Raw genomic sequence first — 14054 nt, forward strand, 5'->3', positions numbered from 1 at the left:
GGGCTGAAAAAAAGACCGCTGAAACGTGGGCCGGCAGGGAAATGAGTTTCACGGGCATGGTTTTTTGGTGTAGGGTAAAGAAGCCACGACAAAAACAAAGACCGCTTTTTACATCCCACCGAAAGGAAACGGTCATGCCGGATCTTGCCTATCTGAACGGGGAAATCATGCCCATCGACCAGGCGCGTGTTCCCATCGAGGATCGCGGTTACCAGTTCGCCGATGGGGTCTATGAGTATATCGCCAGCTATGAAGGCCGCCTTTTCAGGCTTGAGGCGCACCTGGATCGGCTGGAACACGGTTTGCGCGAACTGGGCTATGCGCCGATCCCGCGTCCCCATCTCCGATCGGCGATCGCCGAGCTGTTCCAACGCGCCGGCTACGCCCGGGCCGGGATTTACATCCAGATCACCCGGGGGGTAGCCCCGCGCAATCATGCCTTTGCCACCACGCTCACGCCCCAGATCGTCATGACCGTCCGCGAGATCAAGGCAATTCCGGCCGACCTGCGCGACAACGGCATACAAACCATCACCGTGCGCGACCTGCGCTGGAGCCGTTGCGACATCAAGACCACCCAACTTCTGGCCAACTGCCTGGCCAAGCAAAAGGCCCTCGCCTCGGGTTATTATGACGCCATTTTCGTATCGGATCAGGATATCGTCCGCGAAGGCACGAGTTCCAACGTATTCGCCGTCTCAAACGGGCGCTTGACCACCCACCCGCTGACCCCGCATATCCTGCCGGGCATCACCCGCATGGCAATCCTGGAGATCTGTGGCGAGATCGGTCTGGAATTCAGCGAATCCTTTTTCACCCGGGAAAATCTTTATGCCGCGGATGAGGTTTTCCTCAGCGGTACCGTGACCGAAGTGCTTCCGGTGATCGGCGTCGACGACCGGATCATCGCCAACGGCGGCGTTGGACCGATCACCCGTCAGCTTTACGCAGCCTTAGGTGCAAAGGCACTCGACCGGCCGGATGTCAGATGACATGGTGGTGATGCGGGCGATCCGGCACGATCGATTTGGCCACCCGCCTGGCCCGCAGGAGATGCTCGCTGGCACCGATCCGTTCAAAGAGGGCGATGCTTTCCTTCAACACCGGCATGGCCAAATCCGCACGTTTTCCGGCCAGGTAGAGTCGTCCCAGGTCGAAACAGGCTTGCCCCTTGATTCCCAGGGCGCCGATCTGCCCGGCGATCCGGATGGCCGCCTTGAAATGGCGCTCCGCCAGCCTGGCGGCCCGAGGCCGATGGCCGATGAGGAACCCCAGGTTGCGCAGAATCACACCAGGCCGCAAACGGTGCTCTCCCAATACCATATTCAGGTAAACATTGCCGAGCAGGTAGTGCGCCATCTGAGCATGGTAATGCTTGCCGATGGCCATGTACTTGACCGTGTAGTCCAGAAAAGCCTTGGCTCCGGCCCGAAGCCTCCCCCGGGCCACCGCGATGGCGGTGGACAGGGCTTCGGCGGTCTTTCCGACGAGGTCGTAGCCACACGCCTGGCAAAAGTGCATCACATTCCCGAAATGCCGCTCCGCTTGAGAGAAGTCAGCCATGGAAAGGTAGGCCCAGGCCATGATGAATTCGGCGTTGCAATGGAAATACGCATCCGCCGGCCCATCGATGGCCAAGCGGCACTGGTCGATGGCGCTTTTGAAATCACCGGCCACGAAGGCCCCCATGCCGTAGGCAGATAGGCACCGGAACGGCTGTTGGCATCTCCGGTTTGTTCGGCGTGGGCCAGCATGCGGGCTCCCAATGCATGGCACTGCGACTGTCCCCGCGGAACATATGGGTCACGGCCATACCGGTGTAAAGGGAACGCAGTAGATCCTGATCCATTTCATCCGACCAGAAAGTGTCTTTTTCGCGGAAACGGAAGGCCGCGCATTCCGCTTTTTCAGCCACTTGCAAGGCTTCTTCCAACCGCCCCATGTCGGTACAGGTCCAGATCAGGTGCGCGGCGGCAAAGGCGACGACCTTATGATCATCGATCGGCTCGCCAATGGCAATGGCCGCCTGCAGATAGTCCCGCGAAATGGCAAGCTGTTCCCGTTTCTGGTAGGCACATCCCAGACAGGCGAGAAACAGCCCTTTAAGATGAGGGTCAGGGCTGGTCCTGGCGACGGTTTCATAGGGGATCAAAAGGGACAGGGCATCCCGATAGCGTCCCCGCAGATGAAAAACAAAGAACCATTCGATGAGAAGGGACAGCAACCGGCCGTGGTTTGCATCGGCCGGCGGCACCTTCAGCGCAAGGATCCGAAAGGCTTTTTCATAATACTGATGGGCCTCGGCAACCGCGTATTTTTTCAATCCCTTGCGTGCCGACCGCCGCAGATAGTCAACCGCCTTGTCCTGGCTGTGGCCACTGCTGAAGTGATGGGCCAGGGTCTCGGCCAAAGCGTCGGTGCATCCCGCGGTCCCGTCTTCCAGGGCCAGGCCGATACGCTCATGCAGATCCTTGCGCTGCCGTTTGAGCAGACTATTGTAGGCCACCTCCTGAATTAGGGCGTGTTTGAAACCAAAGCAGTGCGCATCGGTATTGTCGCATTTCAAAATCAGGCCCAAGGCGCTGAGAATGGCCAGACCGTCCGTGACCGTTTCGGGTTTATCCGAAATTTTCTTCAGCAGGGCCGTCGAAAATTGCTTGCCGATGACCGATGCTGCCTGCACGATCTGTTTTGTCGCCGCCCCCGACTGATCCAGGCGCGCGGCGATGACTGCGCCGATATTGGGCAGGACGGCATCCGTGCCAACAGGGCCGTTCAGCCGCCAGCCCGCAGGGGTCCTTTCAAGCGTTCCGTTGTCGACCAGGGCATTGACCATCTCCTCGATAAAAAAAGGATTTCCCCCCAATTGTTCGGCAACGACCGTTGACAACGCCGCCGGGGGTTGGGTCGTCTCCAGCAATGCATTCAGCATGGCCTGTGCCACTTCCGGGTGCAAGTCCCGCAGGTAAATGGTGGTGCTGCCATAGTAGGGGTTGAAGATCTGGTCGGGGGAAAAATCGCATTTTTCCGATCGGAAACTGCCCAGGAACAGAACCGGCAGGTTCACCGCGTTGACGAGCGACCGGAACACGGCCAGGGTCGATGGGTCGCTCCAGTGAAGATCCTCCAGGCAAATGACGGTCAGTGTCTTCTGGGACTGCTGGAGGCCCAACTGAACCAGGGCCTGTTGCAGCTTTCGCTTCCAGGTTTCAGGTGTATCGATGGCATTGCGGCGATCGGCCAGCGTAAAGAGCCGCGCCAGAACCCGGGCGAATGCCATTGCATCGGGTTCCAGAAAAGCGAGTTCATGGACGAGTTTTTTGCAGATCTCGGTTTCGCTGTCATTCTCACGCAGGCTCAAGCACGGGCCAACAAATCGATAAGGGGATAATAAGGAATGTTCTGGGTATAGTTGTGGGCATTGCCTTCCAGCCAGCGAACGTTGTCCTGCGGCAAGCTGTTCTTGAACTCGGCGATCAGCCGACTTTTTCCGCTTCCGGCCTCGCCGGTAATGAAGACACAGCCGCCCTGCCCCCGGGAGAGGGCGTCGAACGCCTGTTGCAGGCACGCCATCTCCATCTCACGCCCGACCATCCTGGCACGCAGGCCACGACATCGGTGGATCCGATCAGGCATTCGCGCGATGCCCAATACCCGATAGGCATGGGTAGCATCATCCTTGCCAGGGCCCACGGGGAAACGGCGCCGCTCGAAAAGAGAATACCCGGACGTGGCCGCCATGGTGTATTCATCCACGAGGATTTCACCACCGGCTGCCTGGTTGGTCAACGCCAAGGCATGGTTTAGCGTATCGCCGGTAATACCGTGTCGGCCGGTCGTCAGATCGACCGTTCCGGTAACGACCAGCCCCGTGGCGATCCCCGAATGCATGTTCAGCGGATGATTCAAAAGGTCGCCAAACCGCGTGCTCGTTTCCGTCACCATGCCATGGATGTCGATGGCCGCGCGGACGGCGCGTTGGGGCGCATCTTCCTGAACTTGCGGGATGCCGAAAACGGCCAGGACCTCATCGCCGATAATCCTGTCAATGTGGCCCCCATATCCAGTGATGATGTCGACGACGGAGGTGAAAATCGCGTCCATCATTTCGCGCACATCTTCAGGATCCATCTGTTGGCAAAGTCTGGAATAACCGCAAAGATCGGAGAAGAGGACCGTTACCCACTTGCGCTCGCCAAGCGACGATAGGGAGGCCGGCGGGGCCGGAGTGACTGGATGGTGGCCCCCACGGATCGGTGAATTTCCATGGGAGACCTGTGCCAGGGCACGACCGCAAGTGCTGCAAAAACGGCTGTGGGGACGATTGATGGTTTCACAGCCGTCGCACAACGCACCGAGCCGAGCGCCACATGCCCGGCAAACAGCCGCATCGGCATCCACGCGGGCATGACAGAAGGGGCACCGCATGACGGAGGCAACTGTTCGTGGGTCCATCCGGAGACCGTCAGGGCGCCGTCGGCCGCCGGTCATCGCCGGCATCGACATAGACGCGCCGCACCCTGGCCGAAATACCGCAGGTGAGCTCGTAGGGGATCGTGCCCATGGCCTCGGCCACATCCAGCACCTGAATGGCGCCGTCCCGACCATCTCCCCAGATCAGCACCTCGTCGCCCACTTGCACCGGACCATCACCGACGTCGACCATGGTTTGATCCATGGTGATGGTACCCACCACCGGATAGCGTTGACCATGGATGAGAACCTGCATCCGACCGGTCAAATGCCGTCGGAGCCCGTCGGCATAACCGATGGGCAGGACGGCGATGGTGGTTTCCCGTTCACTGCGCCATCGCCGTCCGTAACTCACGCTGTGACCGGCCGGCAGGCGTCTCAAATGGGCCACTCCCGTGGTCAGGCGCATCACCTGTTTAAGGGGGATCGACCATTGGGTCTGGCGCGACGGGTAGTGCCCGTAAAGCATGATGCCACAGCGGCAGGCGTCAAAGCGGCTTTCGGGGAGATCCAGAATCGCACCGCTGTTGGCCATATGGATCAGGGGCACGCGCCGGCCGTTGTCACGCAAACGTTGGATCAGGGACTGGAAGCGGACCAGCTGTTCACGGGCATAGGTTTTATCCGTTTCATCCGCCGTGGCAAAATGGCTGTACATCCCTTCCCAGACGCAGCGTCGCGATCGCTTTAGATCATCGAAAAAAGCCGCCGACTCGGTCGGCAAAACCCCTACCCGACCCATGCCAGTCTCCACCTTGACATGCACATGGGCCGGCTGATCCCCGGCGGCCTCCTCGACCCAGCCAAGGTCCTCGCGGCAAAACAAACTGATACGAAAGCCGGCCCGGATCGCCGCAGGCAATTCGTCCGGAAACAGGCGGCCGAAAATCAGAATCGGCGCCTGGATGCCGCTATCGCGCAGGGTCATGGCTTCCTGGAACTGGGCGACGGCCAGCAGGTGCGCACCCGCCTCCACCAGGCAGCGGGAAACCGCCACGGCGCCATGGCCGTAGGCATCGGCCTTGACCACGGGTATGAGGCGGGCTGGTTGGATGTGTTGTTGAATTTGGCGGTAGTTGGCGCGCAGGTGGTCCAGATGAATGGTGGCAAGGGTTCGGGCGAACATGATCGATGGCTTTCAGTGCAGGATCTGGCTTAGAAAGAGTTTGGTCCGGTCGTGCTGGGGATTCTCGAAGAATTCCTCCGGGGTATTCTCTTCGACGATGCGCCCATAATCCATGAACAACACCCGGTGGGCGACGCTTTTGGCAAAGCCCATCTCATGGGTCACCACCAGCATGGTCATGCCCTCCCGGGCCAGGCTGATCATGACATCCAAAACCTCTTTGACCATCTCCGGATCCAGGGCGGACGTGGGTTCGTCGAACAGCAGAACATTGGGTTTCATGCACAGGCTGCGGGCAATCGCCACACGCTGTTGTTGACCACCGGAAAGTTGGCCCGGATATTTCTGGGCCTGTTCGGCGATGTGCACCTTCTCCAGGAAAGCCATGGCCGTCTCCTCGGCTTCGCGCTTGGGCGTTTTCCTCACCCAGATGGGTCCCAAGGTGAGGTTTTCGAGGATGGTCAGGTGAGGAAAGAGGTTGAAATGCTGAAATACCATGCCGACCTCGGTCCGAATCTTCTCGATGTTCTTGAGATCATTGGTCAACTCGGTGCCGTCGACGATAATCTTGCCGCGCTGGTGTTCCTCCAGGCGGTTGATGCAACGGATCAGGGTCGACTTCCCCGACCCGGAAGGGCCGCAGATAACGATTCGTTCACCGCGGGCAACGTCCAGATTGACATCCTGGAGCACATGAAAATCACCATACCACTTGTGCATGCCGGCAATTTTGATGATGGTGTCGTTTTCTTTGATACCGTTATCGACGGCTTCGGTTGTTTGAGTCATGAATAAATCCGTAGTGTTAAGTTTTAAGTTTTAAGTATTAAGTATTAAGTATTAAGTATTAAGTGGTGGCATTCTGTCTAATTCTTTATAGTTGGGTATGGATAAGCAGCGATTCGCCATAGCGCATATAAACGATCTTAATCCATGACTTAACACTTAAAACGTAACACTTCACACTGTTTTTTTTTATAACCCCGTATCCAGTTCCCGTTCCAGCCGTCGGCTGTAGTTGGACATGAAAAAGCAGCAGATAAAATAGACGACCGCCAGGAAAATGTAGGCTTCGGCCGAGGACCCCATCCATTTGGGATTCGAGAGAACCGACTTGGTGGTCTTGAGAAGGTCATAAAGGGCGATGATCACCACCAGGGAGGTGTCCTTAAAGGCCGAAATCAGGATACTCACCGACGGCGGGATAACGATCTTCAGGGCCTGGGGCAAAATAATCAGTCGCATGGTCTGGACGTAGTTCAATCCCAGTGAATCGGCGGCCTCGTACTGCCCTTTGGGGATGGCCTGCAACCCGCCGCGCACCACTTCGGCGATGTAGGCGGCCGTGAAAAGAATGATGGCCACCTGGGCGCGCAGGATCTTGTTCACCGTCACCCTTCGGGAAGAAACAGCGGGAAGATCACGGAAGACATGAAGAGCAGGCTGATCAGGGGCACGCCACGAATCATTTCGATGTAAACCACGCACAGGGTCTTGATCGCCTTCATGTGCGATGCGCGACCCAAGGCCAAAACGATCCCCAGCGGATAGGCCGCGGTGAGGCCGAAAACCGAAAGCAGCAAGGTCAGGGGCAGCCCTCCCCACTGGGTGCTCTCCACCACGGTCATCCCGAAAAGGCCGCCTCGCAGCAAAACCCCCATGACGAACAGGCCGACCAACCAGCCCCAGCCGAGGGCTTTGCGCCAGTGATTCCGGTCGCGGCTGTAAAACAGCAGGACCACCAGGAGAATCATGGCCAACAACGGACGCCATTGCAAATCGTGGGGGTAAAAGCCAAAAATAATGAACCGCAGATTGGCCGTGATCACGGACCAGCAGGCACCCGCTCCGTTTTGGCACCCCGCGCCGCTGGAAGCCCAGTGGCCCTCCAGGAAGGCCCACTTGATCAGCGGCGGCAGGGCCTTGATCAGAAAAGCGACCACCACAAGCGTCAGGACGGAATTGAACCAGCCGTCGAACAGATTGTGTTTGCCCCAGCCCAGCACGCCCACCGATGTGGCCGGCGGTTTAATGTCAGCAACTGTATCGTCGTAAGTATAGACCGTCATCGTTCAACCAATGCCATTTTTTTATTGTACCAATTCATGAAGGCCGAGGTCAGAAGGCTCAAGCTCAGATAGACTGCCATGATCAGGGCAACCCCTTCAATGGCTTGTCCGGTCTGATTGATGGTGGTATTGGCCACGGAAACAAAATCAGGAAAGCCGATGGCCACGGCCAGGGAACTGTTTTTGGTCAGATTCAACAGCTGACTGGTCAGCGGCGGAATAATCACGCGCAACGCCTGGGGCAGCACCACCAGGCTCAGCACCCTGCCCGATTTGAGTCCCAAGGCCTTGGCCGCTTCGGTTTGCCCTTTATTGACCGATTGGATACCGGCACGCACGATCTCGGCCACAAAGGCCGACGTGTAAAGGACCAACCCCAGCAGAAGCGCGGCAAACTCGGGGCTGATACTCATGCCGCCCTGAAAATTGAATCCCCTCAGGTGAGGCGTGTCCATGGCGACCGGTGCGCCAAAGAACAGCCAGACCACCAGCGGCAAACCGACCAGCAGTCCGAGAGCGCTCCAAAATGTCGGGAAGGGTTTGCCGGTCTCGAACAAACGCTGCATGGCCCATCGCCGCAACAGCCAGGCCAGCCCGCAGGCCAACAGAAACGCCCACCCCATCCACATCCACGCCGGGTGCGCCGCCGGTATGGCGAATATCATTCCCCGGTTGCACAAGAAAAGGCCGCTGATCGGGTTGAGCGCCTGGCGCGGCGCCGGCAACGCTTCATAGAAAATGGCATACCAGAAGAAAAGCTGCAACAGGACGGGAATATCCTGCAGGACCTCGATGTAAGTCGCCGCCAGACGGGAAACCAGCCAGTTGGTGGAAAGCCGCGCAACGCCGATCAGGGTGCCGAGGACAACCGTCAATACAATACCGATGAATGAGACTTTCAAGGTATTGAGCACGCCGACGATCAGGGCGCGGGCGAAGTGTCGGCCGCCGAGTAGGGAATGACGGATTCGCCGATTTCAAAAGCGCTTTCTTTGTCAAGAAAACCGAAGCCGGTGGCGATGGACTGACGATCCAGATTGTTCAAGGTGTTGGATATCAGGTAGTAGGCCAAGGCGGCGACCATCAGCACCGCACCGACCTGATAAATGAGGGAGCGTTTGGCAGGGTCGTTGAACAGGGGAGTTTTGGCATCCCCGGTGTCGATCTTTTGCATCCGGTTATCGCTCTGGGTTGCAGGCTGCCAGGCAAGAAAAAATCAGAAACGCGCACAACAGCCAATTAAAAGAGACACCGATTGATCGGCCGGCACGGAACCCCACAACCGGTGAAAATCCCGTGCTGGCCGGCGGCGGAAACAAGACTATTTGAACGGGGGTGAGTACATCAACCCGCCCTTGGTCCACAGGGCGTTGAGGCCACGTTCAATCTTGAGGGGGCTATCCATGCCCACGTTGCGCTCGAACACTTCGCCATAGTTGCCCACCTGCTTGACAACGTTGTAGGCGAATTTCTCATCCAGGCCCAGGGCGGCGCCGTTGCCCGGCGTAACCCCGAGAAAGCGCTGTACCTTGGGTCCGTGCTCTTCAGCATCGCGTCGACATTTTTGGACGTGATGCCCAGCTCTTCGGCGTTGATCATGGCCAGTACGGAAAAGTTGACGATATCGTACCATTGATCGTCACCGTGGCGCACGGCCGGCGCCAGGGGTTCCTTGGAAATGATTTCAGGCAGGATGATGTAGTCGTCCGGCTTGGGGGCCACGGCCCGGGCGCCGGCCAGCTGGGAAGCATCGGATGTCAGGCAGTCACAACGGCCGGCGAAAAACGCCTTGGACAACTCCGCGGTATTTTCGATCACCACCGGTTTCATCTTCAGGCCACTGGCACGAAAGTAGTCCGCCACGTTAAGCTCGGTGGTCGTTCCCGGCAGCACGCAAACGGCGGCGCCATCCAGTTCCTTGGCGCTCTTCACGCCCAGGGCCTTGGGCACCAGAAAGCCTTGGCCATCGTAGTAGTTGACCTGCACAAAATTCAGGCCCATGGAGGTCTCGCGCGTCAGGGTGCGGGTTGCATTGCGGCAGAGCACGTCGATCTCCCCGGACTGCAGGGCGGTGAAACGGGTCACCGCCGTAAGCGGAATAAATTTGATTTTATTGGCATCGCCAAACACGGCGGCGGCAATCGCCCGGCCGGTATCCACATCCAGGCCTTTCCAGACGCCTTTTTCATCGGGCTTGCCAAAACCGAACAGATCGCCATTGACACCGACCTGGACAAACCCCTTGGCTTTGACATCAGCCAGGGTTCCTGCATATGCAGTCGAAACCATTGCAAGGGCGACCATCACGGTCAGTAGTAATCGAAGTCGTTTCATCAAGTCCTCCTCAGTCAAACAAAGGTTAGTGGTTCAACCGGACCTGTCAGTGGTCCGCAGGGCTATCGTCGGCCTCACCTAACATGATCGGGAGATTCGTATTGAAGCTAAAAATGGACAATATTGTTTGGAATAACATGGAAACTTTCATTTTGGCAAGCCCCTTTGCCAGCCGAAGGGGTCTCGATCTTCCGCAAATCGTGCGCGCATGGACCTTGTGGTCCGTCTGTCCTGCATTGACAAAAAACAAGACCTCCTGTAGGCAACACGATCAGCGCCGATCATGGTTCAGAAGCATTCCGAAAGCATATACAAAAAGGAGAAGCGATGCGCTGGATGAGAAGAAAACACATTGTCATGCTGGTGGGCCTGGGGATTCTTGCCCTTGGGATGACGGCATGCATGAAAAAAGTCTATATCAATTTGACCTATCAACTGCCACCGGCCAGTGAACATATAACGGGTCGTCGCGTCTATATCGAAACCCAGGATATGCGCGCCGATACCGACATCTTCAATGCGGCGGCAAAAGAAAAATTCCAATATTTCAGTGGACTGTTTTCCCTGGCGGTAGAAGCGCCAGATCAGCAAAGGTTCCTTTTGGGTGCCTACCCGCTACCCGCCTTGTTCGAGACCGCGCTCAAGAAGCGCTTGGAACAAATGGGAATCACGGTGGTGGATCAAAAGGATGAAGATGTTCCACGCTTCCAGGTCAAAATCAACCGATTCCGCATCAACCTGATCGACCAAAAATGGCAAACCGATATCGATTTCGAAGTGAGTCTGTCCCAAAACGAAAAACGCGTGGCACGCGAGGCGGTCAGCGGTAGCGGTGAACGCATGAAGGTCATCGGCAGCCGCGACGCGGAAAAAGTGATCAGCGAAATCTTTAGCGAGATGATCAACCAACTGAATATCGAACGGCTTTTCCAGCAGGCCAATTTGTAGGAAACTCACGATGGGCAAAGAAATCCAGGGGGAGCATACTGACACGAGGACGGAATGATGATGCAAATTCCAACCCCACCTCAGGTGATACCGTAAAGTTTCATTTTGCTTAACAGGGAGGGATGGCTGATTTCCAGCAGATTGGCCGCGTGGGTACGATTACCGCCAGTCGCGGCCAGCGCCTTGCGGATCATGCGCGCTTCCAGCGCGGCCCGGGCGGCTTTCAACGAAAACCCGTCACCCTCACCGGCGTTGTTTTCTGGCACTTTGGGAAGCCCCAAAAAGGCGGCGGGTGCCAATGTCGTGCCCTCGGCCAGAACAATGGCGCGTTCAATGGCATTTTCGAGTTCACGCACGTTTCCCGGCCAGGGATGCGCCATTAAGAGGGTCATGGCTTCAGCGGAGATGTTTTTTATGCGGCTGCCCAAGCTCTCGTTGAAGCGATTGATGAAAAAATGGCACAATCGCGGAATATCCTCGCTGCGCTGGCGGAGCGGTGGCAGGGCAATGGGCACGACATTCAGTCGATAAAAAAGATCCTCGCGGAAATCCCCATCGGAAATCGCCTTGGCGAGATCTCTGGAAGTCGCGGCAATCACGCGGACATCAATGGTTTTTGTCTTTGCGGCACCGACCGGCCGGACCTCGCCCTCCTGAAGCACCCGCAAAATCTTGGGCTGCAGGGAAAGCGGAATATCTCCGATCTCATCCAGGAAGATCGTCCCCCCCTGGGCCGATACAAAAAGGCCCTTTTTGTCTTTATCGGCACCGGTAAAGGCACCCTTGACATAGCCGAACAGTTCGCTCTCCAGCAGATTCTCCGGAATGGATGCGCAATTCACCGGAATCATGGGTTCGGAACGCCGCTGGCTCTCCCGATGGATCCCCTGGGCGATCAGCTCCTTTCCGGTTCCACTCTCCCCCGTGATCAGGACGGTGCTATCAAAACGGGCAACCTTGAGCGCCATTGAAAAGACCTGTTGCATGGCAGGACTCTTTCCCACCATATTCCCAAAAGAAAGCTTTCCGCCCATCCGCTGGATCTGATCCCTGAGGGCGACATTTTCCTGCTTGAGCCGCTCACGCTCCTCGGCTTTTTTGATGGTCAGCCGAATTTCCTCATTCTTGAAGGGTTTGGAAATAAAATCGTAGGCACCGAGTTTCATGGCTTCAATGGCCAGATCAATACTGCCGTAGGCCGACATCATGATGACGGTGGTGTGCTGAAGATCGCAGCGCGCGGCCCTAAGAAATTCCATGCCGTCCATTTGCGGCATTTTGATATCGCAGAGAACGAAGTCGAAAACGCTATTCCTGATCATCTCAAGTCCGCTGGATCCATCACTAACGGCCTCGGTGGCATACCCGTAACGGTTCAACACGGCCTTCAGCATGTGACGCATGTTCTCTTCGTCATCGATAATCAAGATTTTTTTGGCAGCACCATTTTTTCCATTTCAATCCCACATTCCTGAAACCACTAAACCGTATCATCGGGTGACGACAACGGAAGCTTGATATTAAAAACGCCGCCTTCTTCAGTCGCATCGTTGCTGGCCGCGGTAATTTCTCCACCCAATTGTTCAACGATCATAAATGAAACGCTTAAACCCAGCCCAGTCCCCTTCCCCGGCGATTTCGTCGTGAAAAAAGGGTCAAAAAGGCGAGGAAGAATCGAAGGCGCGATTCCTGGACCGTTGTCTTTGACGGTGACGCGCAGAAAATTGTAGCCTTTATTTGTGCCTTGAGCTGCCGGTTCGAGGAGGTTTTCGGTCTGCAGCAGGATTCTTCCTTGGTCATCCGGCCGCATTTTTACCGCATCGATGGCATTTAAAATGATATTCAAAAAGACTTGCCGGATTTGGTCCGGGTCAGCATGAATGCAATCGTGGTTGGCGCTAAAAACGGTTTCGAAACGGATATCCGTCGCCAATGGCTGATAACTGAATACATCCACCAATTCCTGAAGTAAAAGGTGGATCGAGATGGCCTTGACTTCTTCTTGGGAGGATCGCGACATATCCAGTAATTGTCTGATGATGTGGTTTATTCGTGTTATTTCAGCCTCGGATCGCGAAAGGAAATCATTGCGTTCTGCCGTCGACAGATCCTCCTGTTTCAATAAGTCAATATAACCCAGCACAATTCCGATGGGATTGCCAATCTCATGGGCAAGGCCGGAGGTTAACCGTCCAACGGTAGCCATTTTTTCAGCACGAATGATATCGCGTTGAGCTTTCTGCAAATCCGCGTTGGCCGTTTGCAAGGACGCGATGGTTGCTTTAAGTTCTGCTTTATTTTCGGCAATCCGATTGAGCATCTTGTTCAAGGATGAGGATAAAATAGAAAACTCATCGTCCTCTTTGCGAACGGAAAAGATCAGGCGTTGTTCGTCTTGGTAGGACTCTGCTTTTTTGGCCAAGCGCTTTAACGGTTTGAAATAGATTCGCGCGAGTTGACGATGCCCGATCAACGCGAAAAAAATGCTGCAAATGGTGATGAAGACCAGGGTAATTTTCTGGAAGCGTCGAAAATCCTGGTAGATGGGGGCAAGTGATGTTTCTATCCCGCAGGCACCGACGATTTTTTCTTTGTTCCGCACGGCAATCGTCAGAACCAGGCTTTCGGCTTGCGGAAAAAGCAGACCAAAGGTTTTTCCGGTTCTCAGTGTATATGACCTGCCATCGGCAAGCGTCCGTTTAACCGCACGGGTGAGTTCCGTTGAAATTCCTGCTGCGGCTTCCTTTTCCCCATCCAAAACTGTCGGAAAGAAAAAGCAATAGCGATCGCGGTGCTCTTGCGCATCATGAGCTATAAAAGCGTCATTTCGACGATCCCATCTTTTCAGGAAGCAGATCTGGTTGAGTTGTTGACGCTTTTGTTCGATGGTTCGGGAAATGCTGATTTCTAGAAAAATAAAAAAAATCAGCAATTCATTTAAAAGCAAAACAATGAAAAACAGAAGCCAAAACTGTAGGAAAACCCGACTTTTAATCCCGCGAAAGGGCATATTCGGACCGGAAATACATGCCTAAGGTTGAATGAATATAAAATGATATCATGAATAGCGGATAAGGGGAAGCGTTAGGCGATGGGGTGGGATG

Annotated in this window: 14 protein-coding genes; 2 read left to right on the plus strand and 12 right to left on the minus strand. The window is 55.9% G+C overall.

All coding sequences use genetic code 11. The features are described 5' to 3' along the window. Positions 1-134 precede the first annotated feature (134 nt). The gene (locus JCM12296_RS04635) at positions 135-992 is read left to right on the plus strand and encodes a D-amino acid aminotransferase (protein ID WP_054690462.1); all 858 of its coding nucleotides are present in this window, start codon (positions 135-137) and stop codon (positions 990-992) included. Here the strand turns inward: JCM12296_RS04635 and JCM12296_RS04640 are convergent. The 10 genes from JCM12296_RS04640 to JCM12296_RS04675 all read right to left on the minus strand — a co-directional run bounded on the left by JCM12296_RS04640 (position 985) and on the right by JCM12296_RS04675 (position 10002). Further along, on the minus strand, positions 985-1677 hold the full coding sequence (locus tag JCM12296_RS04640) for a hypothetical protein (protein ID WP_054690464.1): 693 nt from the start codon (positions 1675-1677) through the stop codon (positions 985-987). The genes JCM12296_RS04635 and JCM12296_RS04640 overlap by 8 nt on opposite strands. After that, positions 1667-3361, minus strand: a complete 1695-nt coding sequence (locus JCM12296_RS04645) for an ATP-binding protein (protein ID WP_054690468.1) — start codon at positions 3359-3361, stop codon at positions 1667-1669. Before JCM12296_RS04645 ends, JCM12296_RS04640 begins: the two co-directional genes overlap by 11 nt. Beyond that, a complete protein-coding gene (locus JCM12296_RS35890; RefSeq protein ID WP_172683765.1) occupies positions 3358-4455 on the minus strand; it encodes an AAA family ATPase in 1098 nt (365 codons plus the stop codon). Before JCM12296_RS35890 ends, JCM12296_RS04645 begins: the two co-directional genes overlap by 4 nt. 10 nt (positions 4456-4465) lie before the next feature. Then, positions 4466-5599, minus strand: coding sequence for an alanine racemase (alr, locus tag JCM12296_RS04655; RefSeq protein WP_054690475.1), 1134 nt, complete (start codon positions 5597-5599; stop codon positions 4466-4468). Positions 5600-5611: 12 nt separating this feature from the next. Further along, positions 5612-6388, minus strand: coding sequence for an amino acid ABC transporter ATP-binding protein (locus tag JCM12296_RS04660; RefSeq protein ID WP_054690478.1), 777 nt, complete (start codon positions 6386-6388; stop codon positions 5612-5614). Between the two features lie 186 nt (positions 6389-6574). Then, positions 6575-6988: an amino acid ABC transporter permease gene (locus JCM12296_RS43480; RefSeq protein WP_246803983.1), complete on the minus strand. Its 414-nt coding sequence runs from the start codon at positions 6986-6988 to the stop codon at positions 6575-6577. 2 nt (positions 6989-6990) lie between these two features. Further along, positions 6991-7668, minus strand: a complete 678-nt coding sequence (locus JCM12296_RS43485; RefSeq protein ID WP_246803984.1) for an ABC transporter permease subunit — start codon at positions 7666-7668, stop codon at positions 6991-6993. Beyond that, a complete protein-coding gene (locus tag JCM12296_RS04670) occupies positions 7665-8570 on the minus strand; it encodes an amino acid ABC transporter permease (protein ID WP_246803985.1) in 906 nt (301 codons plus the stop codon). Before JCM12296_RS04670 ends, JCM12296_RS43485 begins: the two co-directional genes overlap by 4 nt. 20 nt (positions 8571-8590) lie before the next feature. After that, the gene (locus JCM12296_RS43490; protein ID WP_246803986.1) at positions 8591-8842 is read right to left on the minus strand and encodes a hypothetical protein; all 252 of its coding nucleotides are present in this window, start codon (positions 8840-8842) and stop codon (positions 8591-8593) included. 170 nt (positions 8843-9012) lie between these two features. After that, positions 9013-10002 carry an amino acid ABC transporter substrate-binding protein gene (locus JCM12296_RS04675; RefSeq protein ID WP_246803987.1) on the minus strand — a complete coding sequence of 330 codons (990 nt, stop codon included), beginning with the start codon at positions 10000-10002 and terminating at the stop codon, positions 9013-9015. Between the two features lie 336 nt (positions 10003-10338). Here JCM12296_RS04675 and JCM12296_RS04685 point away from each other — a divergent pair, with 336 nt between their 5' ends. Next, a complete protein-coding gene (locus JCM12296_RS04685) occupies positions 10339-10950 on the plus strand; it encodes a hypothetical protein (RefSeq protein WP_157067378.1) in 612 nt (203 codons plus the stop codon). Between the two features lie 80 nt (positions 10951-11030). Here the strand turns inward: JCM12296_RS04685 and JCM12296_RS04690 are convergent, their stop codons facing one another. Next, complete coding sequence (locus JCM12296_RS04690) at positions 11031-12377, minus strand: sigma-54-dependent transcriptional regulator (RefSeq protein WP_246803988.1); 1347 nt, start codon at positions 12375-12377, stop codon at positions 11031-11033. Between the two features lie 53 nt (positions 12378-12430). Then, entirely contained in the window at positions 12431-13960 is a 1530-nt protein-coding gene (locus JCM12296_RS04695) for a sensor histidine kinase (protein ID WP_054690488.1), read from the minus strand. Between the last annotated feature and the right edge of the window lie 94 nt (positions 13961-14054).

The sequence above is a fragment of the Desulfosarcina cetonica JCM 12296 genome (genome assembly GCF_001311845.1).
Classification (GTDB): domain Bacteria; phylum Desulfobacterota; class Desulfobacteria; order Desulfobacterales; family Desulfosarcinaceae; genus Desulfosarcina; species Desulfosarcina cetonica.